Raw genomic sequence first — 22,041 nt, 5'->3', positions numbered from 1 at the left:
TCGCGAGCAAGCTCGCTCCTACAGTTTTCCATCCGGGCCGAAGGCTTCGTCCACTTTGGCCAAGTCGGTGTCACGCAAGTTGCCCGCGTAGTAGTGCAATTTGGTCCAGGCCATCAGGTAGTCGTACCGCGCCTGGGCCAGGTCGCGGCGGGTGCTGTAGAGCTGCTGTTCGGCGTTCAGCGCGTCGAGGTTGACGCGCTCGCCGCCCAGAATGCTCTGCTTGGTCGACACCACCAGTGCCTCGGCAGACACCAGGGCTTTCTGGTAGGCACGCAGCTTGCTCACCCCCGACAGGCACGCACTGAACTGGCGGCGCAGCTCGATCAGGGTTTCGCGGGTCTTGCCTTCCAGCTCGTACTCGGCCTGCTCCATCGCGCGGCTGGCCTGGCGGGTGGAGGCGGAGATACCGCCACCGGCATACAGCGGCATACTGACTTCGACGCCAATGGTGTTGGTGTCGTAGCGCTGGTTGTAGGTGTTGCCGCTGTCGGATTCCTGCTTGCGCGAGGTGGCATACGCGGTAATTCGCGGCAAATGCCCGGCACGGTTGCGTTCCACTTCATAGCGCGCCACTTCCAGCGACTGGCGCTGCGAAGCCAGCACCGGGTTGTTGGTGAGCGCCAGTTCATGCCAGGTGTCGTAGTTGGCCGGGGTCAGGGTGAACGCGGCAAAGCTCTGGTTCAGCGGCGCCAGGTCGTTGATGTTGACGCTTTGCACGCCGATCAACGCACCCAGCTCCCGAAGTGACGCATCCTGCTCATCCAGGGCCTGAATCTCTTCGGCGGTGGCCAGCTCGTAGCGGGACTCGGCTTCAAGGATGTCAGTGCGCGTGCCCTCACCGGCCTTGAACAAGTGCTGGTTCTGCTGGAACTGCTGCTCGAAGGCTTTTTTCTTCGCGCGGGCGATGTCGATCTGGTCCTGGGCAAACAGCGCCTGGGTGTAATAGCTCAACACCCGCACCAGCAACGCCTGGCTCTTGTCGCGAAAGCTTTCGTCGGCGAACAGCGCCTGGGCCACGCCCTTGCGGTAGTTGGCATAGGCTTCGTAATCGAACAGCGGTTGTTGCAGGCTGAAGGTGGAGCCGTAGCTGTTGTAGTTGCGGTCGTCGCGATAGCTGCCACCGCGCCCGTCGGGCAGGTGCGCCTCGGAGTTGTTGCGGCCCTTGTTGTAGTTGTAAGACAGCCTCGGCAGCAGCCCGGCGCGGCCGATGGTGCGGTTTTCCAGGCCGGCGTCGCGCTCCTTGATGGCGCCGAGGAACACCGGATCGTTGCGCAGGGCCTGCTCGTACACATCGAACGGGCCCATCGCGGCCTGGGCACTGCCACACATCAGTAACAGCGAAATGAACACTGGCTTCATGCTCATTCCTCGGTCAACGCGGAGCCGGCGCGATCCAGCAGCGGCTTGAACAGGTAGTTGAGCAAGGAGCGCTCGCCGGTGCGCACGAACATTTCGGCAGGCATACCGGGCTTGATCACCAAACCGTGGAGTTTTTCCATCGCCTCTTCGCTGACACTGGTACGCAGCACGTAATACGGCGCGCCGGTTTTTTCATCGAGCATCTGGTCGGCGGAAATCAGGCTGACTTCGCCGGGCACCCGTGGCGTGCGGCTTTGGTTGAAGGCGGTGAACAGGATATCGACCGGCAAGTGCGTACCGACCTTGTCCACCAGATGCACCGGCAGGTGCCCTTCCACTTCCAAACGCGTGCCCTGGGGCACGATCTCCAGCAGGGTTTCCCCGGCGCGCACCACGGCGCCTTCGGTGTGCACGCTGAGGTTGACGGCGATGCCATCGGCCGGCGCGTTGATTTCGCTGTGTTGCAGGTTGAAGCCCGCGGAGGTGAGTTGTTGTTCCAGGGTCAGGCTGCGCAATTGTGCGTCGGCCAATTGGCTGCGTACCTCCTTTTGATATTCCTCGCTGTGTTGCTGCAATTTGAGCCGCGATTCGACAATACCCTGCTCTATCCGGCCACTTTCACCGGCGTTTTGCGCCAGGTCCTGCTGCACCTGGGACAACTGACGCTGGTAGTCCATCAGCCGGTTGCGCGGGATGTAGCCGTTATCAGCCAAAGGTTGCAGGTTGCTCAATTGCTCGCGCAGGGATTGAGCCTGGGCGGTCAAGTCACTGCGGGCACGGCGCATACCGCTTAACTGCGAGGTAGCGCCCTCGATGCTGGCGCGAATCCCGGCTTGTTCACGGGCAAATGCGTCGCGGCGGCTGCTGAACAGCTGACGCTGACCTTCCAGCACCAACGCCAGGGCGGGATCGGGATTGGCACTCAGCTCGGTAGGAAAGGTGACGCTCGACAGATTGTCGCGCTCGCTCTGCCAGCGCGCCACGCTGGCCCAGGCCATGCGGTACTGGGCTTGCAGGGATTGCACGTCGGCCTGGTTCTGGGTCTGGTCGAGGCGAAACAGCGGCTGGCCTTGTTTGACCAGTTCGCCCTCCTTGACCAGGATGCGGCTGACCACCCCAGGGCTGAAGGTTTGCACGGCCTTGCGCTTGCCCGATACCACCACGGTGCCTTGCACCGGAATGCCCTGGTCCAGCGGCGCCAGGCTGGCCCAGAGGAAAAAACCACCGGCACCGACGACCGTCATCAGCCAGCCCATGCGCACGAAGAAACGGGCGTCGCGCTCTTTGAAACGAGGTTCTACAGTAGTGCTGCTCATGCGCCTGGATTCCTTGCGGCCGGGTACTGACGACTGAAACTGACACCGGTTTTTTCTTTCGGCGCTTCCTGCTGCCCGGACAATGCCCGCAGCACTTCCTGGCTGGGCCCGAAGGCTTGCAGGTGGCCTTCGTTGAGGACCAGCAACTTGTCGGCTTGAGCCAGCGCCGAGGAGCGATGAGTGACCAGCACGACGCTGCTGCCCTGAGCTTTCATTTGTACGATGGCGCTGGCCAACGCCGCTTCGCCGACCGTGTCGAGGTTGGAGTTGGGCTCATCCAGCACGATCAGGCGCGGCCCGCCGTACAGGGCGCGGGCCAGGGCCACGCGTTGTTTCTGGCCGCCGGACAGGCCGCCGCCGTTGTCGCCCAGCACCGTGTCGTAGCCTTGGGGCAGGCGCAGGATCAGTTCATGCACACCGGCCTGTTGCGCGGCCTTGACCACCTGCTCCGGGTCGGCCTCGCGAAAGCGTGCGATGTTGTCGGCGATGCTGCCGCTGAACAGCTCGATGTCCTGGGGCATATAGCCGATGTGCGGCCCAAGGTCGTCGCGGTCCCAACGGTGAATATCCGCACCGTCCAGCCGCACGGTGCCGGCCAGGGTCGGCCACACGCCCACCAGCACGCGGGCCAGGGTGGACTTGCCGGAGCCCGACGCGCCCAGCACACCCAGCACTTCACCGGCCGCCAGGTTGAAGCTGACTTGATGCAAGGTCGCCATACGCCGCCCCGGTGGGCCTGCACTGACCTGCTCGAAACTGACGTGGCCCTTGGGCGCGGGCAGAGCCATTTGCTCGCCCTCCGGCGGGAATTCACGCAGCAGCCCATCGAGGCGCTGGTAGGCCAGCTTGGCTGAACTCCACTGCTTCCACACCGCGATCAACTGGTCGATGGGGCTCAGTACGCGGCCCATCAGGATGGAGCCTGCGATCATCATCCCGGCAGTCATCTGCCCCTTGATCACCAGGTAGGCGCCCAGCCCCAATACCAAAGATTGCAGGCACAGGCGCAAGGATTTGCTCAGAGAAGTAATGACCGACCCGGTGTCGCTGGCGGTGTTCTGAAAGCCCAAAAACTGCGAATGCACCCCGAACCAGCGTTTGCGCAAGGCGCCGAGCATACCCATGGCCTGGATCGTCTCGGCGTTGTGCAGGTGGCTGGTGGCCAACTGGGTCGACTGCTGGGAAAACACCCCCGCCTCGCCCAATGGTTTTTTGGTCAGGTATTCATTCAGGCAGGCCAGCGCAATCAACAGCACCGCGCCCGCTGTGGCCAGCACGCCGAGCCACACGTTGAAGAGGAAAATCACGAACAGGTAGATCGGGAACCATGGCGCATCAAAGAACGCGAACAACGCCGGCCCGGTGATGAATTGACGCAGTGCAGTCAGGTCGCCCAGAGATTGCCCGGCGTGACCCTGGCCGCGTTGCAGGTTGCGTTCGAACGCGGCCTTGTACACGCGCAGATTGAAACGCCGTTCCAGCTGGCTGCCGATACGAATCACGATAAAGCTGCGGATAACTTCAAGCAGGCCAATAAAGGCAAAGAAGCCCACGACCATCAGCGTCAACATCACCAGGGTGGTTTCATTCTGGGAGGACAACACACGGTCATACACTTGCAGCATGTAAATAGACGGCACCAGCATCAGCAGGTTAATCAATGCCGTGAAACAGCCAACGCTGATCAAAATACTTTTGTATTCACCCAGCGCCCTGAATAAGGGCGCAACCCCGTGGGACTTCGCCATATTGTTTTATCTTCCTGGGAGCGCACTGCACGTCATAGTCACCCCTGCCGATGAAGCGCACGGCCAACTACAAAATCGAGTTATATGCTTATAACTTTTAATTAAGGTGTTCGTTTCAGCTCGACAACTTTCCCGGCTTTAGTGCGGGCTTGATATTGGCCTTCTTGCTGGCGATTCAAATGCGTGATCCCGGAGCCTTCGGCGTTAAACAGCCAAATACCATCCGGTGTGGGCGACCAGGTCTGCGGCTTTTCACCCAGCCATTGCTCCACACAAGCGATATCCCCCCCCAGGGCGTTGGCCTGCTCCAGTAACTCCAGTGCGCATACCTGGTCCTGCTGCTTCAACTCCCAATGCCCGGCCAACTGGGCGCGGGTGGGTAATACAAGACTGCTAGCCATGGCGTGGGCTCCTGCCGACACGAACAACACCTGCGAAGCACAGGCGATCAAATGAGAAAAACGTGGCATGTGAAACTCCATCCTGGAGCGCGGCGCCGAAGCGCCGCGCCGTGCATCAGGCCACGATGTCGCTGACGGCTGCCTGGCCAACGGTGGTGACGAGGAAATCCGCCACGCCGTGCCCGGAGAAGTCCACGGCCAAGGTGCCCAGGTTGGTACCCGAGGCATAGCTCAGCACAGCATCACCGGCATGGCCGGTGAACGCATTGACGAAGCTCAAGCCCGCACCCTTGGTGATGCCCGACAGGTCGATCTTGTCGGAACCGGAGGTGAAGTCAAAGATCTTGTCTGCGGCCCCTGGTTTGGAGTCGGAACTGGCACCGTACACGAAGGTATCGTTGCCGGCACCACCCCACAGCTGGTCTGCACCGCCGCCACCGTAGATGAGGTCGCTGCCGGCCCCGCCCTTGATGGTGTTAGCCACCTGGTTACCGATGATCAGGTCGTTGCCCGCACCGCCGAAAGCGTTTTCAATAGTTACGCCCTTGGCGATCGACACGTTGCCCACCAGGCCGCCAACATCGGAGAACGAAGTGGCAGTGAGGTTGATCTTCTGGTTTTGAGTGAAGCCGGAGAAGTCCAGAGTGTCGTTGCCGCCACCGTCCCATACCGAGAAGACCAGCTTGTCGGCGTTGGATGTGGCGCTGAGGAAATCACGCCCGGTGTTGGAGTTGAACCCGTAGGTGGTGTCCGTGGCGCGGGTGCTGAGGTTGGCACCGTAGAGCTTCTGGATCGCGGCGATGTCGTCGATCAGCGGGCCGGAAGCGTAAGCCTCGACGCCGCCTTTGCTGAAGTTCTGGTTGGTGTTGCTCTCGCTCCAGTAACTCATGAGGCTATAGCCACGCGTGTCCTGTCCATAGGTGGCGTCGTTATAGGTCGGGTTGCCGTTCCCGGCGTTGTAGTCGCCAGGGTGAGCCAGGCCCAGGGTGTGGCCGATTTCGTGGGTCAGGGTCTGCCGGCCATAGTTGTTCAGGTCCGGGGTCTTGTTCGGCGTGTAGCTGTTGTTGGTCAGGTACCACGATGTGCCATCGTAGCCCGCACCGGTGCCGGGCAGGTAAGCGAAGGCCGCGGCGCCGTCCTGGCCGCTGCTGTAGTTGCCGAAGGTCATGTGACCGTCACCGCCGGAAGCCTTTTCGGTAAAGGTCACGTTGGCGACATCCGACCAGGATTGCATGGCCAGTGCGGCCTGTGCTTTCTGCTGGGCGTTGAATTGGCTGAACCCTGAGATGCCATGTTTGTTCATGGTGCTCTGGGTAGCCGAGGTGAGGAAGGTGTAGGTCAGATCGATCTTGCCGTTGCCATCAAAGTCCCGATACGCGGCGCCATCCCGCAGCAGCTGGGTCGCCGCCTGGTCCACGGTGTAGGACGGTTTGCCATTGACTGTGAGGTTACCGCCACGGTCATACAAATGGCTGAAGCTATCGATTTGCGAGTAAGCAGTGCTGGCTTGCGCGGCAGATACAATAGCTTTGTCTTTTACTTTTGACATAAACGTACTTCCTTGTTTGCAAGTGCATCAGTCTTTGTTCGATAGGAACCTCGCGGGCGAGCATAGTCCTATCACTCACCTCTTTTGAAGGCGTAAGAAAACTGACACAACTTGAAATCTTTCGTCTACACCTATTTCCACAGCGCAAATGTGACACAGGTTCAACTTGGGGAAGTCGCAAGCAGTGTTTATTGGGAACGTTAGCTTTTACGCGCCTAATCCGAGCGCAGCAGTATTTAAATATTAAATAGCAGTAAAGCCGCTCCAAGTTGAGCGGCGCACTTGAGTAATGGATCCAATATATTGTCACGGTGTCATTGGCGACATTAAATAGCCACCACTTGCACTATTAAAGTGCAGTGTCCCCTATTGCCGGGGCATACTCCAGCCACACTTGTGCAATGCTGCCAAGAGGGTTTCGCCGGCCAGGCCTGGCACCTGGACATTCGCCTGCGTGGTCATGTCTTCTCCCGCCAGAATCGCGTTGATGATTGCTTCTTCCACCGCCTCCGCTGCGGCGCTGAACAGTGGAGAAATATGATCGTTATTGACCATCTGCAACGCGGTGCGCAGTGGCAGGTCCTTGCGCCCGTAGTCTGCCGGCGGCAAATCCTGATTACCGGTGGCAAAGGCCAGAAACAGGTCGCCACTGGAATCCTCGGTGCCACCACCGGTGCGCGCGATGCCGATGGACGCCCGCTGCGCCAGGCGTTGGCACTGATGGGGCAGCAACGGTGCATCGGTGGCGATAATTACCACGATGGACCCCATGCCGGGCGTACCTTGCTCGGCAAATGGCGAAGCGTTGTCCATCAAGTGACGGCCCACCGGGTAGCCATCGACCCGCAGTTCCTGGCGCTTGCCATGGTTGGCCTGCACCAGTACGCCGACGGTCCAGCCGCCCTGCTCCGCCGATAAACGCCGGGATGCGCTGCCGATACCGCCCTTGAACTCATGGCAGATCATCCCGGTGCCACCGCCCACGGCGCCTTCCTGCACCGGGCCGGTTTCGGCATGGTCGAGTGCCTGGCGCACATGCTCAGGTTGCACATGCTGGCCCCAGATATCGTTGAGCAGGCCGTCGTAGGTTTCCATGACCACCGGCATACACCAGTACACCGCAGGGTCTTGCAGGCGTTCGCGCTCCAGGGCAATCAAGGTGTCACGCACGATCCCGACGCTGTGGGTGTTGGTGATGGCCATTGGCGTGGTCAACAACCCGGCCTCGTTGATCCACTCAAGGCCAGTGGCATCACCGTTGCCATTGAGCACGTGGTACCCGGCAAAACACGGTTGATACCGGGCCTCACCGGCGCGCGGCTGGATCACCGTCACGCCGGTACGCACCTGCTTGCCGTCGATACGCGTTTTGAGCGTGGTGTGGCCAACCCGAACCCCGGGAACATCGGTGATGGCATTCAATTCGCCAGGTGTGCCCAGTCCCAGCGTGATACCCAATTGACGTGCACGCATACCCACTCCTTACAATTTCTGAAAAACCGGACTCGACCGGCCGCTGATGCAATACAAAATCACCGACAGTGCCAGCAGGCCGATGATGACCATGATGTCGCGCATTGACGCCTCAAGGATCAGGGTCACCAACAGATAACCCGCGCCGAGCACCGCCAGCACCGCCGGCAAAGGCCACAGCGGCATACGATAAGGGTGTTCGCGATCGCGCAGCAGCACCCGGCTCATCAGCGCGCTCAGCGCCACCACCAGATACACCAGCATGATCAGCAATACGCTGAACGAGGTCAGGTCGGCCAGGTTCGAGCTGAAACTCAACAGCGCCGAAGGAATCGCCAGGAACAACGTCGCCAGCCATGGCGAATCCCAGCGCGGATGAATACGCGTGAACAGCTTGTTGATACTCGGCGTCCACAGTGCATCACGGCCACTGCTGAACACCACCCGGCCGATCTGGATAACGATCGCCACAATTGCGTTGAACACCGACAGAAAGATCCCGGCACTGACCAACCGCGACAGGGTTTCATTGCCGTGGCTGGTCAACAGGTAGCCAATGGGGTCGGGGCTGCTGATCATCGCACTCAGCGACGGCGCACCGATCAACAGTGCGGTGATCGGCACCAGCTCAATCACCACCACCAGCCCAAGGGACCACAACACCGCCTTGTGTACGCCCTTGCCGCCGCATTTCATGTCTTCGGCCAGCAGCACAGCCGGGCCGTAGCCATTGAACGAGAACAGGCCAATACCCACGGCACCGATCACCAGGGCCCAGGGCGCCAGGTGCAACACGCCGTTTTCAACGATCTGCGGCTCAAACAGCACGCTGGCCGGCTGCACCGGATTGCCAAAGCCGATCACCACAATCACCAGCAAGGCTGCCACTTCCAGCAACAGGCAGGTGCCGGTAATCCAGGCATTGAGCTTGATATTGAGAATGCCCAGGGCGTAGCTGCACACCACGATCACCAGGGCGACAGTCTGGGAGTCGAATGTTGTGCCCAGGGCGTTATTCAAATAAGTCGCCGCCCCAGTCGCCAATACCGGCGGGATAAACAGCAACATCACCAGCACTGTCAGGAACGTGGCGTAACCGGCCATGCCGCCAAACACGCGCTTGGCATACACATACTCACCACCGGCACTGTTATGGGCGCGGCCGAGTTCGGCGTAGCAGAAGGCGAACATCAATGCGAGCAACCCGGCCATCACAAACGCCAGGAACACGCCGCTGCCCGCTTGCTGAATGGCGAACGGGGCGATCACAAATACGGAACTGGCCGGCGTCACCGCGGAAACGGTGATAGCCACTACATCGAAGACGCTCAAGGTGGGCTTGAGCACGCCATCGGGCGTGGGGGTAGCGCTCATATCGTTATCCTCTGTCGTTTTTTTTGGTGTGAGGCAGAAACGAAAAATGATGTGTGTGTGTACGGGATAGCCTTCCCGTTCAATAGTGGCGACGTTATCGGCTGGCGGGCCGGCAGGCCAATTCCCCTATTGGCGTACTCCCCTTGACGGTGCCCGCTAAAAGCCGAACCCTTGGCCGATCTTTTGAGGGGGAGCCAGTGAAATGAGCCTGTTCCGGGAAATCGGCATGCACGCGGGATTGGGGCGTACCCTGTCACAGATCGGCACCGAGCGGTTCTGGAAGCAATTGGTGCTGCTATTGCACCAATGCCTGCCCTTCGATAATGCCCTGGCGATTTTCTACCCGTTGGATGGCCCGCCCCAGGCTCTAGAGGAATACGACGCCCAGCCCAGCAGCAAACCGGCGTCGATGCTGGTGTACCTCAATGGGCTGTATCTGCTCGACCCGTTTTACCAGGCGTACCGCGAAAACTATGCCAGCGGCGTGTACCGCCTGGAGGAAGTGGCGCCGGATCATTTTCGCCAGAGCGAGTACTTCCTCAACTACTTCCACGACAACGTGCTGGAAGACGAAGTGCAGTTGATCCTGCAATTGCCCGGCGAGGGCACGCTTTCGCTATCTCTGGGCATGCAGCGACGCTTCAGCTTCGAGGAAACCGGGCTGTTGACCACACTGGCCGCCTGGGTGCTGCCCTTGATGCAGCAGCACTGGCAGCAAAGCACTCAGCGAGCACCGGCAATAGACAGCCAGATCCGAGACGCGCTGAGTCATTTCGGCAGTGGTGTGCTGTCGGACCGAGAGCTGGAAATCGCTCGCCTGGTGTTGCGGGGGTTTTCCTCCAAAGCCATGGCCGAACGCCTGAAGATCTCGCCGGACACGGTCAAAGTGCACCGCAGGCACCTTTACGCCAAGCTGGATATCTCGTCACAGCCCGAGTTGTTTTCACTGTTTATCCAGTCGCTGGGGCATGACCTGGAAAATCCATAGGTTTAATCCGAATGAAAGAAATTAATATGCTGCGGTAACAGATTTACGCCATCAACCCGTACGGAAAAGTTCGGCCCTTGCGCCGTCACCTTAATAGTCAAGGCACTCACGCCGAACGCGTGGGTCAGTTGCACATCACCGACCTCCACAGGCGGGCCTGATTGGATATTAATCGCCGTTATAGCGTGGTCTTTTAACATTTCAGACACATCGATCTCATCCTCTTTGGGATTGAAGTTCAGGATCGTGTCCGGATCATCACTGAGGGAGTCGGTGCTTTTTTCATATTTAAATGTATTCGCGCCCTGGCGACCTACCAACTGGTCGCCCCCCGCACCACCGACCAACACTGAGGGCTCGCCGCGCCTGGCTTCCAGGCGCTCGCGCGCGTCTGTGCCTCGTAATTCAGACTGGGTCCATGTGCCGCCAACTGGAAGGCTCTGTATGGAAGACATATAAGTCACCTATTGATAGTCAGTAATATGAGAGTGTTACGGGTTGCGGCTAAAATCTCTCACAAGGACAACAGGGTTTTCCATCCTGAATAGTTGACATTAAATTTCTTAACCATGACGCCATTATTTGTTTAACGAGGAGCCGGTTATTATCCCAAAAGCGGCAATTAACGTCCGATTCGAATAGTGTTCCACACGCGCGCGAACCCAATCAATTTGCCGCGTTCTCCCTGGGGATGTTGTAGCCGATGCCGGTGCCGCCCCAGGTATGCATAGGTATCTACACAACTTTTGTAGCCACTGCCGACGCTAACCACGATGCGAAGCGAGCCGCTCTTGCTCTTGATCTGCCTTTGATCTTAAGCGCCCCGTCAAACCACGCTGGCCGGAATTCGCCATGGATTTGGGGGGTAAACCGGCAGGGATGCCGGTTTAGCCGCCCCGCGCCATGGATGGCGCGTGGCGGCGGCCCCCCAAATCCATGGCGGATTACGGGCACACCGAGCCCAGGCGAGGTGCCGAGTGGTGGGGCAAGAGCGCTTTGGTTACTTTCGCGCTTTTCGAAAGTGACCCGCTGTAAAAGCGGAACCCTTAGTGGCCGTTACCGCAGGAATGGATATGTACTCGATCTGATCCAACATCCTGACCGGCTGCCAGGCCGCCATCGGGGGCAACCCCCCTCCCACAGCTCCGGCGTCGCACCCAAACCCCCATGACAGGTATGGGAAGCCATGCTGATTTGCTCACCCCTACAATGGCCAAGTGGCCATTCTGAACAATGGCCTTTTGCCTAATCCGCTGTAGGACATGATCCACGTCAAAATCAGGTAAAAGAACCGCCGAACGGGGCCAAAAAACTCACCTTGTACTTGCGAACGAATGCTATTTTTAAATTCTTCGATGTCTGGACCAACGAAGGTCCTGACCCCTGCCGCGAGCTAAAGGAAGCGCTCAATGAACAAGGTGGGCAACATGAACAAAGTGACTTTCCCCAATGCGTGCCAGTTGATGCGCTGGCATTTTCATCCGATGGGCTTCGAGGGGAGTATGGACGCCCCCGGCAGCATGGTCGCCCGCCTGTTCGACCGGGCCAGCGGTGAAACATTGATCGCCATCGCCGGCATTCCTTGCGCCACGGTGATGAACGCCGCTGATGTGGAGCGCATCATCGAGGCGGTGGAGGATGAACTGGAGTGTTTTGTACCGCCGTTGTCGTTGCGGGCCTGAATAGTATTTGTCAGCCGTCGATTACCTGATGTGAGAGGGGAAAGTTCCCAGGTCTGTAGGAGCGAGCTTGCTCGCGAAAAACCCCCATAGGCGCCGCGTTTATTCAGCAAACAGGCGTTATCGTTGACGTTTTTCGCGAGCAAGCTCGCTCCTACACACATTAGGGCCAGCCCTTCCATATTTAGCGGTGTGTCAGTTGAAGGTTCAGCGCTGATCGTCGAAAAACGATTTTTTGCCATCCACTCGCTCAGAGGCCCTGGGCACATTCACACCCTGGCCTTCCGGCTTTTCCACATACCAGTAGCAGTGGCTGATCGCTCGGGTAATACCGACGTAGGCCAGGCGCAGTATTTCGTCCTTTTGCGCATTGTCGTATGGCTCGCTGTCACCGTCCTTGCCCAGGCCCGCCATGCGGTAGACCTGGTTTTTGTAGGGCGAGCTGGTGAGATGTTGACAGTCCCCAAGCAGAAAAACGGCGTCGGCTTGCAGGCCCTTGGCGCTGTGGTACGTCAACTGCTTCAAACGGCGCTCGTGGATCGGCAAGCTCGAATCCACATTAACTACAGATTGGATATGCTCTTGAATCAATAACTTATCGCTACTTTTTCGATACAACATCAAGACCGTATCCCCGCGTTGATAATGCTCCATCAACCGCTGGCCCAGCGCCGCATCATCCCGCTCCAGCACGCTGACCGGCACTAATGCCTTGGGCTCGCCACTGGCCTTGGCCTTCTTGCCGGGGATCGCCGGTGCGCTGCGCACGATATGTTCGGCCGCATCGATGATGTGCTGGTGGCTGCGGTAATTCTCGCCAAGCATCACGCGGGTAGTGCTCGGTGCGACAAATTCCTGGTTGAACTCCATGAAGTACTTGGGCGAACTGCCGCGCCAGCCGTAGATCGATTGCCAGTCGTCGCCGACGCACAGCAGGGATGAGCGCTGCGCCCCACGCCCCACGTGCATGGCCGGGCCGCGACTGCGGATTTCTCGCAGGGTGGCACGGATCCACGAGACGATCTGCGGTGATACATCCTGAAATTCGTCGATCATCAGGTGCGACATCGGCCGCAGCAGCGGATCACTGAGCAGCTTGAGGTTCTCCGGGGTATTTTCGCCAAACAGGGAAAACATCCGGTTGTAGGTCATGATCGGCGGTGATTGATCGAGCAGGTGGTCTTCCAGAGCCTTCCAGAAAATGCTCAGGGCCTCAAAGAACAACCGATCCGGGTCATCCTTGGCGAACCTCATTTGGCCTACTGCTGTCGGCACGTCCAGCCCGAGGTTCTCGATAAACCCCGCCGCCATGACAAAACTGTCCAGCAGTGGCGCTGAAGCGAGTTCGCCCTTGACCTTGTAATCAAAGCCGGGCCCAGCCATTGCATCGCCGGCCAGACTGCTTAAAAGGCGCTTTGATGACTCGTAATTATCAAGCCATATCAATGGCTTATTACAGAAAGCTTGAAACAGGGTGCGCTTTACCGCCCACTCTGCGCGCACCGATAGTTTTGAGTTTGGCCGACTGATCCCGGCGTTTTCCCGTGCGTCGAAACCCAGTACTACCCAGGCATCCAACTGCGGGATATAGCCGTGGCAATGAAATTTGGCGCCGTTGATTTCAAAGGTTTGACGGCTGGGTTCGATGCCTTTGATCGGCCAGGCGCCTGCGCGGAACCACAGGTCCTCGATCAAGTCGCAGAGTTCTTCATCACGCTTGGCCGCCAGCTCAGTCACGGCCATGCGCTTTTGCACGTCCGGATGATCGCGCTCCAGTTCCTTAAGCTGCAGACCCTGGCGAGCCAGCGGCGCAATCAATTCGCGAAAACGCGCATGATGCCCCTGCAAACGGTGATAACAGGCGTTCATATGCTGACGCTGGGCATCACTGATACGTAGATCGAAGGCGTTGCTATCGGCGTCTTCAAAGCCGCCACTGAGGTTTTCAAAGGCTTGCAGTCGTTCGAAACCCGGCAGGCTGCGCACCATCGGCAGGATGCGCGAGTGAAACGTACGCACAACGGCCTGGGCTTGTTTGATGTCAAGGGGTTGGCCCCACAGGCTCAGAATCTCCATGAGCTTGTTGATGAAGTCCTTGCGCGACTCGCGGGTAAACGTCACCACGGTCATCGAGCTCAGCTCAAAACCCAGGTAATGGGTAAGCAGCAGGATACGCAACACCAGGGAGGTCGATTTACCTGCGCCGGCGCCGGCAATCACCGAGGTCGAGGGCGTGTCGCTGAAGATCATCTTCCACTGCGCTGTGCTCGGCTGCGCGTGAGCTGGCAGCAGGCGCGCCACGTCCGCCTTCATGCGCTTTTTCACATCGGCGGTGAGCGGCAAACGCCAATCGTCGAACAGGCTGTCGTCCACGCCGGGCGCTCGATGCTCATCAGGGCGGAAGTCGCGAATCAACAGGACTTGCCGACCCTCTTCAAGACCCTCGGCCTTGCCCTCGCGATACCCATATTCCACACCGGCTTCATGCCCATTGCGAAAACCGTCGGCTTGGCCATGCAGCCAGGAATACCGGTGCTGCGCGCGCAAACGGGTGAGGCCATGGCCGAACAGGCGCGCGGCCAGCCGCTTCAATAAGGGCATTTCAGCCAAGGGGCGCAGTTCTGGGGGCAGATCAGGCTTTTGTTGCGGCACGCGGACTCCTGCGATGAGCTTGGCTTTGACAAGGGCGTCATGGTCGCCGGAATCGGCGCTCAGTTCCAGCCAATTGCTTTACTGTCATGCAGTTAGGCGATGAAGTGAAAGTTGAAGCAGCTTTCCATGATCGAATTAATGGATAGGAATCAGGCATTTTTTACGCTTTTTATCGATCATGCACTGCTGGATGATGGGCTCATTCACAGGAGACGATCATGCTTGAACTTCGACCTTTCAATACCCTCGGCGGCGCCCATCATGGCTGGCTCGACGCCCATCACCACTTTTCATTCGCCGAGTACCACGACCCCGAGCGTATGCACTGGGGCAATCTGCGGGTATGGAACGACGATATTATCGCGCCAGGCAGCGGCTTCCCCCAGCACCCGCACCGGGACATGGAAATCATCACCTACGTACGCGAAGGCGCAATCAGCCATGCCGATAACCTGGGCAACAAAGGCCGCACCGAGGCTGGCGATGTACAGGTAATGAGTGCTGGCACCGGGATCGCCCACAGCGAGTACAACCTGGAGGCCACCCCGACCAAGATCTTCCAGATCTGGATTATCCCGAATGAGGCCGGTTTGCCGCCGTCCTGGGGTGCCAAGCCGTTTCCGCAAGGCAATCGAGAAGGCTTTGTAACGCTGGCCAGCGGTAAGGCGGGCGACAGTGAAAGCCTGCGCATTCGTGCCGATGCGCGCTTGGTGGCGGCGAACCTGAAAGCCGGGGAAAGCGCCGAATACAGGCTGGACAGCGGACGCCGGGCGTACCTGGTGCCGGCCACCGGCGTGATTGAGGTCAACGGCTTGCGGGCACAGGCCCGAGACGGTGTGGCGGTAGAGAGTGAGCAGGTGTTGCGGGTAACGGCGATAGAAGACAGCGAGATCGTACTGGTCGACCTGGCCTGATCTCAAACCCTGTAGGAGCGAGCTTGCTCGCGAAAAACCCACCGTCGCCGCGTTTATTCAGGAAGCACGCGTTATCGTTGACGTTTTTCGCGAGCAAGCTCGCTCCTACAGAGGACAATAATGCTGAGTGTCAGTTATTGGGAAATTGCACCATCTACCAATACCTGCGCTTCCTCTACCAGCTGCTTGAGGTGCTCCTCACCAATAAAGCTCTCGGCGTAGATCTTGTAGATGTCCTCAGTACCCGATGGCCGTGCGGCAAACCAGCCGTTTTCGGTCATGACTTTCAAGCCGCCAATCGCCTGGTTGTTGCCCGGTGCGTGGCTGAGAATCTGCTGGATGCTCTCGCCGGCCAATTGGGTGGACGTCACCTGCTCCGGCGCCAGCTTGCCCAGCAGGGCTTTCTGCGCCGGGGTCGCCTTGGCATCGACGCGGATGGCAAACGGCTCGCCGAGGGCATCGGTCAGGCCACGGTAGATCTGGCTGGGGTCCTGGCCCTTGCGCGAGGTCATTTCTGCCGCCAGCAAGGCCGGGATCAGACCGTCCTTGTCGGTGCTCCAGACCGTGCCATCTTTGCGCAGGAACGAGGCACCGGCGCTTTCTTCACCGCCAAAGCCCAACGAGCCTTCAAACAAGCCATCGGCAAACCATTTAAAGCCGACCGGCACTTCATACAGACGCCGGCCAATACGTGCCGCCACGCGATCGATCAGCCCACTGCTGACCACGGTCTTGCCCACGGCAGCATCGGCTCGCCAGTCAGGACGGTTCTGGAACAGGTAGTCGATGGACACCGCCAGGTAGTTATTCGGTGCCAGCAGGCCGCCGGATGGCGTGACAATACCGTGGCGGTCGTGGTCCGGATCGCAGGCAAACGCCACGTCGAAGCGTTCCTTGAGACCAATCAGGCTCTGCATGGCGTAGCTGGAGGATGGGTCCATGCGGATCTGGCCATCCCAGTCCACGCTCATGAAGCGGAAGGTGGAATCCACTTCAGTGTTCACCACCTCCAGGTTCAGGCGATAGTGCTCGGCAATCGCCGACCAGTAGCGCACCCCCGCCCCGCCCAATGGGTCCACGCCCAGGCGCAGATCGGCGCTGCGGATCGCGTCCATATCGATCACATTGATCAGGTCGGCCACATAGCTGTTGAGGTAGTCATGGCGATGGGTGGTGTCCGCCTTCAGCGCCTGGGCATGGGTGATGCGCTTGACCCCGGCGAGTTTGTTGGCCAGCAGTTCGTTAGCCTTGGCTTCGATCCACTTGGTGACGTGGGTATCGGCCGGGCCGCCATTGGGCGGGTTGTACTTGTAACCGCCACTTTGCGGCGGGTTGTGCGACGGCGTAATCACAATGCCGTCCGCCAGACCGCTGGTACGGCCGCGGTTGTAGCAAATGATGGCGTGGGAAATCGCCGGGGTCGGCGTGTACTCATCGCCCTCAGCCAGCATGACGTGCACGCCATTGGCAGCCAACACCTCCAGGGCGCTGGCACCGGCAGGCGTGGACAGTGCATGGGTATCCAGGCCAACAAACAGAGGCCCGGTGATGCCTTGGGCTTCACGGTACAGGCAGATCGCCTGGCTGATCGCCAGCACATGCCACTCGTTGAAGCTCAGCTCGAACGAGCTGCCGCGGTGCCCGGAGGTGCCGAAGGCTACACGTTGGGTAGAGATTGCTGCATCAGGCTGGCCGGTGTAATAGGCCGTGACCAGTCGCGGGATATCCACCAGCAATTGGGCCGGCGCCGGTTTGCCCGCAAAAGGACTGATAGTCATGCATAAACCTCGAAAAATAAGGATTCGGAAAAAATGACAGTTTACTCAGAGTTGGACTACTGAGCGATGTTATCGATCCCACAATCCGCAGAGAAGTTTCATACATTAACCGGTCTGTGCCTGGAGCAGCGCCTGAGCCAGCGCATCCAGGGCAATATCCAGATTGGGGTGACCGCTGAACGTATGGCTCAAGCGCATATGCTGGTGATGCAAGCCACTGAGGCTGAACAACTCCCCCGGCGCAATCACGACCTGCTGGGCGAGCATGCGCTGGAATACCTGGCGCATGTCCACCGGCGCCACCGACTGCAACCAAAAACTTGCCCCGGCGATCGGCATTCGATAGCTCACACGCCCTTGCAGACGGCCCTCCAATCGATGGTTCATGGCTTGTGCCTGCTCCTGGAGACGCTGGCATAACGTCTGCAAGTGCTGATCCAGCCGCCCGCTTTCATATAGCCGAGCAATGGCGCGTTGCCGAATGGATGAGAGTCGAAATGAGCGCAGCAAAAACTGGCGCTGTAACTCACTGCCCATCTGCTGTGCCAGCAGATACCCAAACGGCGCTTCCGGCCCCAGCACCTTTTCGAACGAAGAAAATACAATCAGCCGCTGCGGGTTGACCAGGTTGCGCAAGGCCGTCTGCGACGACGCGAAGCTCAGCTCACCAAACGTGTCGTTCTCCAGCAGCCAACAGCCGTGCCGCTCCAGCAAATGCGCGACTTGCAGCCGTTCGGGTACGGTCAGTGTGTTCCCCGCTGGCATACTGACCACCGAGGACAGCAGCACAAGCTGCACCGGTTCGTGTTTGAGCAGGTGCTCGAACGCAGCCAGGTCGAAGCTGCCATCGGCGTGCCAGGGCAGTTCGATAACTCGCACGCCGGCGCTCTGTAACAGGCGCAAGACCAGGTAATCGCAGGGCGATTCAGCCACTACCACCGTGCCCTTGAGGCCGAGTGCGTCGATCAGGATTTCCAGTACGCCCTGAAGATCGGCGCCGATATACACCTCATCAGCCTGCCAGCAATGGGTGGGCGAGGAGGTATAACGGGCCGCTAATGCCGCGCGTAATTCCCACACACCACAAGGTTGCGACGGTTGCAGGTGGTGTGGATACCTGCGCACCAGCTGACGCTCCAACGCCAGTAAAGCGCCATCCAATGAGCCCAACAACGCCGGTTCATCGCCACTGAGTACCACCATGGTCGGGCGTCGCGCTGCCGCATACAGGCGCTCAAGCAGGTCGGCGTCCGCCATGGCCGGCGGGTTTGCCGCCACCGGCCAGGCGAAGTAGCCGGACTTGGCCACCGAGTAGACCCGCCCTTCCTTTTCCAGCAACGAATAAGCGTACTGAATCGTCGAGATCGACACGTTCATTCTCGTCGACAACTGACGCAACGACGGCAACTTGACCGGCGTCTCCAGGCTGACTTCGTTGATCAGGTTGATCATGTAGCGGTACACCGCCTGATAGGCAAAGTCAGCCTGGCGCTCTCCCCTCAGGTTCATCGCCGCTCACCAGTATCTATACGCCACTCCACGCCGCTAGCGCCCCGACACTTGGGCGATCCGGGCCTCGGACCGGCTAAACAGTTGTTTGTGGATACCAGAGCCGTGCGCAGCCTGCAGCGGTCGCTTGCGATACAGGTGCTGCAATAACGCCAGCGGCAACCCACTGGTGTCGACCAGCCACTGATGCAGCATGTCCGCAGCAGGCTTGCCCTGCAGCGCCTTGTGCAGTTCGGGCAGCGCCACCAACATGCCCGGATGGCATTGACGCAAGAAACCCTCCAGCCGTTCGCCATGCTGAACGAAAGGCGCGAACAACAGGCAGGTCAACTGACTTTCGTCCAGACCAAAAAACTCTTGGCCGTAGGTGTTCGACAATACCCGCCCATCCGGGCTGGACGCCTCGGTGATCAACTCAACAGGGACGCGTCTGCGCAGCATGTAGTCTGCCGCCTGACGAACAAACCCTTCGACGCCGTGCTCATAGGAGAGCTCACGCAGGCATTGGGCCTGCAACCCATACAAATGGGCCATGAGCAATGGATTTGGATAGGCCGGATGGCTGAACTGGAACTCGAACGGATCCCGCCGGTGAGCCAGAAACTGAGTAAGCAGTGGCGCTCGGGCTACGTCGACATCGTCGAGCAGGTCGGCAATACCGATATAGGCCAGATGCCGGTGCCCGCCTCGGCCGGGACTCTCGGTGCCCGCATAGTGCTCGCCATAGAGGTCGCGGTAGCAGCCGACGCTCCATTCTTCCATGCGTGCAAACAACCCGTTGAGCGATGTCGGCTTGCCGGGCGCGAACGCGAGCCCGGTTGCCAGGGCATTTTTCTTCAGCCACGCGATGTACTGGCTTTGCTTGCGCACTGAATCGCCACTGACCACAGCGTGCACACCGCCGTTCCAGGTCGCGACCCGCTGATAGAAATCCCCAAGGGCCAGATACGCGTCGTTGCACAGGATGGCGCGGATGTCCCCGGATGTCAGGTGCCCTATCATCCGCATATTGCGCTGACTGACTTCACGCCCGGCACTGGACGCCGGGCGCTGATGATTAAAGGGCAATACCTCATGGTTTTCGACCATCAGCAGCTCCACCCGAGAATCATCATGGAAGAACAACGCGCCATAGCTGTGATGCAGTGAATCAAGCGTTGCCTGAGTCATGCCCGGGTGCCGCAGCGTTGCCACGCGCAGATGAAAAGTCTTGGGGGCACGCCCGGCGATGCTCAATTGCGCCGCACGCAGCAGCGCCAGGGTGTAGCTGCTGACCTCGCCCCCGCCGTGAGCAATTAACACTTTGTAGTTGCCTACTTGTTCCATGCCCCCGGCCGCTACCACAATTCGCTGAATCAACAGTTGCAGTGCGGTACGTTCGTCACGCGTAAAGTGCCCGACCAACCGTTGCAGAACTTGCTGGTAAACATAGTTCATGGCTTGCTCATGAATAGCGCTCATCGTTCTACTACCTGAATTGAAATATTAGTTCCAAGCAATTATCAATTGTCGTTGCTTGACCCATTACATCTATAGGTTTGTCGTCAATTGCATCGTGCGAGGTTGATTCAACATTAGCACCCTGCAACAAATTTGCAGGACCGCTCACAGAAGCGGTCAATGGCTCTCTCAATGCTGAATCCTGTGCCTGCAAGGCTTCCAGCGCGGCTGGCTGTGAGCCTTAGGAATATTCTGACAGCGTCCTACACCACTCTTACTAAGCAACTAAAGAAACGTCCGACGCATATTAGTTACCCTCTCATTGTGGGCTCAGGCAAAGCGACTGCGTATTTGTTTTGCACTTTTGAAAAAGCGACCCGTGCATCGTTAGTTTCATAGGTGCGAGACGTTAATGTCAGGTATTCAATCATTGCTCAATCCTTGAGATGACAGCGAAGACACAATTATCGGCACTCAAATAATGATTAACAGATACAGAACAACGCCAGAAAGCAGTTCAGATGAGCAGACCACCTAACTTTATTGGCGCACACACAACAACGCCGCGCTGGATTTCAGGGCGGCGTAAGGAAAAAAGGTATTGTTTGCGGGGCGCGACACCCTCGCGGCGGCTCAACCCCGGTGCGGGTTAAGCCCTGTCAAATGGCGTATTTGCCTCATAGGCTCGGACGCCAATGTATTCATTTGCGAATAGTCCTACAGCTCAAACAGCTTCAACCTGCAACGCCACACGCTCGCGGCACGGGCATTCGTCCATATACCGATGCGCTTCCACGAACTTACCGAACGGAAACACCGTGGTTTTCAGTGGGACAAGCACCCGGTCGGCAGTCAACTGGTTGATATCACGCAAGGCGCGCTGCACTGCCACCTGGTCCTGGATGATGCCCAGCTCAGGTTTGCCGGTGAAGTTACCGATGCAGTGCACGAAGAACTGAATGTTCTTCTGAAACGCCGCGCAGGCCGGGAACGGCGTCTGGTTACCACCTTGCAGGCCATACAGCACCAGGCTGCCACGCGGTGCCAGTACGTCACCGAGCAGCGACATCTGCGGGCCGCCCAAGCCATCGAACACCACATCCACGCCACGGTTATCGGTGATCTTGTTGATCTGCATAAGCAGGTCTTGCTCTTCGGTAACGATGACCTTTTCCGCCCCAAGGGACAGCAGGTATTCGCGCTCGGAGCTGTCTTTGGTGGCAGCAATCACCCGCACGCCCAAGGCCTTGCCCAGTTGCACAAACGATGGGCCGGAACAATGACTGGCATCAGTCACCAAGGCAAACTGCCCAGGTTTGACTCGCGCCAGATCCATGTAGGCAAAGTAGGCAATCAACAACGGCGTGTAGTGCACACTGGCTTCAATCGGGCTCAAGACATCCGGGTAACGGGTCAGGGCCGAACGGGGCAGGACGATCTGCTCGCCGTACACCGGGTAATCATTGGGGCTCTCGGCCGGAAAACTGGCCACTTTATCGCCCACTGCCAAATCATCCACGCCGTCACCGAGGGCGACCACCACGCCAGCCATTTCATGACCAAGGCCCGAAGGCAGGCGTGCATGGGAGGACGCCAGGTTCTGGCGCCACAAAATGTCGTACCAGCTGATGCCAATTGCCTCGACACGCACCTGCACTTCGCCCGGTGCGGGCTGCGCGGCTGCATGCTCTTCGCATTTGAGCACCTCGGCCGGACCAAACTTGTGAAAACGGATCGTGCGGGACATCGCAAACCTCGTCAAAGTAACCTCTAATGCCATGAACTTTATCTGGGCTTTCCAGGTAAGACCACCGGTCGCCGTTAATAGTCGACATGCCTGTCATTGATTCCGCGAAGGAGG

Annotated in this window: 16 protein-coding genes; 3 read left to right on the top strand and 13 right to left on the bottom strand. The window is 58.9% G+C overall.

Annotated elements, in window-relative coordinates:
- Positions 1-18: 18 nt before the first annotated feature.
- The 7 genes from JFT63_RS11280 to JFT63_RS11250 all read right to left on the bottom strand — a co-directional run bounded on the left by JFT63_RS11280 (position 19) and on the right by JFT63_RS11250 (position 9,220).
- Positions 19-1,359: a TolC family outer membrane protein gene (locus tag JFT63_RS11280; protein ID WP_057703003.1), complete on the bottom strand. Its 1,341-nt coding sequence runs from the start codon at positions 1,357-1,359 to the stop codon at positions 19-21.
- A gap of 2 nt (positions 1,360-1,361) precedes the next feature.
- Positions 1,362-2,675 (bottom strand): HlyD family type I secretion periplasmic adaptor subunit, encoded by a 1,314-nt coding sequence (locus JFT63_RS11275; protein WP_198843955.1) that lies wholly within the window; start codon positions 2,673-2,675, stop codon positions 1,362-1,364.
- Positions 2,672-4,423, bottom strand: coding sequence for a type I secretion system permease/ATPase (locus tag JFT63_RS11270; protein WP_198843954.1), 1,752 nt, complete (start codon positions 4,421-4,423; stop codon positions 2,672-2,674). Before JFT63_RS11270 ends, JFT63_RS11275 begins: the two co-directional genes overlap by 4 nt.
- A gap of 101 nt (positions 4,424-4,524) precedes the next feature.
- On the bottom strand, positions 4,525-4,893 hold the full coding sequence (locus JFT63_RS11265) for an AprI/Inh family metalloprotease inhibitor (RefSeq protein ID WP_057703000.1): 369 nt from the start codon (positions 4,891-4,893) through the stop codon (positions 4,525-4,527).
- Positions 4,894-4,939: 46 nt separating this feature from the next.
- Positions 4,940-6,373: a serralysin family metalloprotease gene (locus JFT63_RS11260; RefSeq protein ID WP_057702999.1), complete on the bottom strand. Its 1,434-nt coding sequence runs from the start codon at positions 6,371-6,373 to the stop codon at positions 4,940-4,942.
- 366 nt (positions 6,374-6,739) lie between these two features.
- Positions 6,740-7,846: a DmpA family aminopeptidase gene (locus JFT63_RS11255; protein WP_198843953.1), complete on the bottom strand. Its 1,107-nt coding sequence runs from the start codon at positions 7,844-7,846 to the stop codon at positions 6,740-6,742.
- A gap of 9 nt (positions 7,847-7,855) precedes the next feature.
- Positions 7,856-9,220, bottom strand: a complete 1,365-nt coding sequence (locus JFT63_RS11250) for an APC family permease (protein ID WP_057702997.1) — start codon at positions 9,218-9,220, stop codon at positions 7,856-7,858.
- A gap of 202 nt (positions 9,221-9,422) precedes the next feature.
- On the opposite strand from JFT63_RS11250, the gene JFT63_RS11245 reads away from it, so the two are divergent.
- On the top strand, positions 9,423-10,208 hold the full coding sequence (locus JFT63_RS11245) for a helix-turn-helix transcriptional regulator (RefSeq protein ID WP_186563365.1): 786 nt from the start codon (positions 9,423-9,425) through the stop codon (positions 10,206-10,208).
- A 2-nt stretch (positions 10,209-10,210) separates the two neighbouring features.
- Here the strand turns inward: JFT63_RS11245 and JFT63_RS11240 are convergent, their stop codons facing one another.
- Entirely contained in the window at positions 10,211-10,663 is a 453-nt protein-coding gene (locus JFT63_RS11240) for a M10 family metallopeptidase C-terminal domain-containing protein (protein ID WP_198843952.1), read from the bottom strand.
- A 954-nt stretch (positions 10,664-11,617) separates the two neighbouring features.
- Here JFT63_RS11240 and JFT63_RS11235 point away from each other — a divergent pair.
- The gene (locus JFT63_RS11235; RefSeq protein ID WP_026013572.1) at positions 11,618-11,890 is read left to right on the top strand and encodes a DUF1652 domain-containing protein; all 273 of its coding nucleotides are present in this window, start codon (positions 11,618-11,620) and stop codon (positions 11,888-11,890) included.
- A 204-nt stretch (positions 11,891-12,094) separates the two neighbouring features.
- Here JFT63_RS11235 and JFT63_RS11230 read toward each other — a convergent pair whose 3' ends face one another.
- Complete coding sequence (locus JFT63_RS11230; protein WP_198843951.1) at positions 12,095-14,539, bottom strand: UvrD-helicase domain-containing protein; 2,445 nt, start codon at positions 14,537-14,539, stop codon at positions 12,095-12,097.
- A gap of 218 nt (positions 14,540-14,757) precedes the next feature.
- Here JFT63_RS11230 and JFT63_RS11225 point away from each other — a divergent pair, with 218 nt between their 5' ends.
- The gene (locus tag JFT63_RS11225) at positions 14,758-15,453 is read left to right on the top strand and encodes a pirin family protein (RefSeq protein ID WP_198708848.1); all 696 of its coding nucleotides are present in this window, start codon (positions 14,758-14,760) and stop codon (positions 15,451-15,453) included.
- Between the two features lie 134 nt (positions 15,454-15,587).
- Here JFT63_RS11225 and pgm read toward each other — a convergent pair whose 3' ends face one another.
- The 4 genes from pgm to JFT63_RS11205 form a co-directional block, all read right to left on the bottom strand.
- Positions 15,588-17,231 (bottom strand): phosphoglucomutase (alpha-D-glucose-1,6-bisphosphate-dependent), encoded by a 1,644-nt coding sequence (gene pgm / locus JFT63_RS11220; RefSeq protein WP_005788462.1) that lies wholly within the window; start codon positions 17,229-17,231, stop codon positions 15,588-15,590.
- Positions 17,232-17,336: 105 nt separating this feature from the next.
- Positions 17,337-18,740, bottom strand: a complete 1,404-nt coding sequence (locus JFT63_RS11215; protein WP_198843950.1) for an aminotransferase-like domain-containing protein — start codon at positions 18,738-18,740, stop codon at positions 17,337-17,339.
- A 36-nt stretch (positions 18,741-18,776) separates the two neighbouring features.
- Positions 18,777-20,201 carry a hypothetical protein gene (locus JFT63_RS11210; protein WP_198843949.1) on the bottom strand — a complete coding sequence of 475 codons (1,425 nt, stop codon included), beginning with the start codon at positions 20,199-20,201 and terminating at the stop codon, positions 18,777-18,779.
- A gap of 703 nt (positions 20,202-20,904) precedes the next feature.
- Positions 20,905-21,927, bottom strand: coding sequence for a zinc-dependent alcohol dehydrogenase family protein (locus tag JFT63_RS11205; protein WP_057702990.1), 1,023 nt, complete (start codon positions 21,925-21,927; stop codon positions 20,905-20,907).
- Positions 21,928-22,041: the final 114 nt, after the last annotated feature.

Source organism: Pseudomonas sp. MF7453, from assembly GCF_016405455.1.
GTDB lineage: Bacteria > Pseudomonadota > Gammaproteobacteria > Pseudomonadales > Pseudomonadaceae > Aquipseudomonas > Aquipseudomonas paralactis.
The sequence above is the reverse complement of the archived record's forward strand: the minus strand, read 5'-3'. Positions and strand labels throughout refer to the sequence as shown.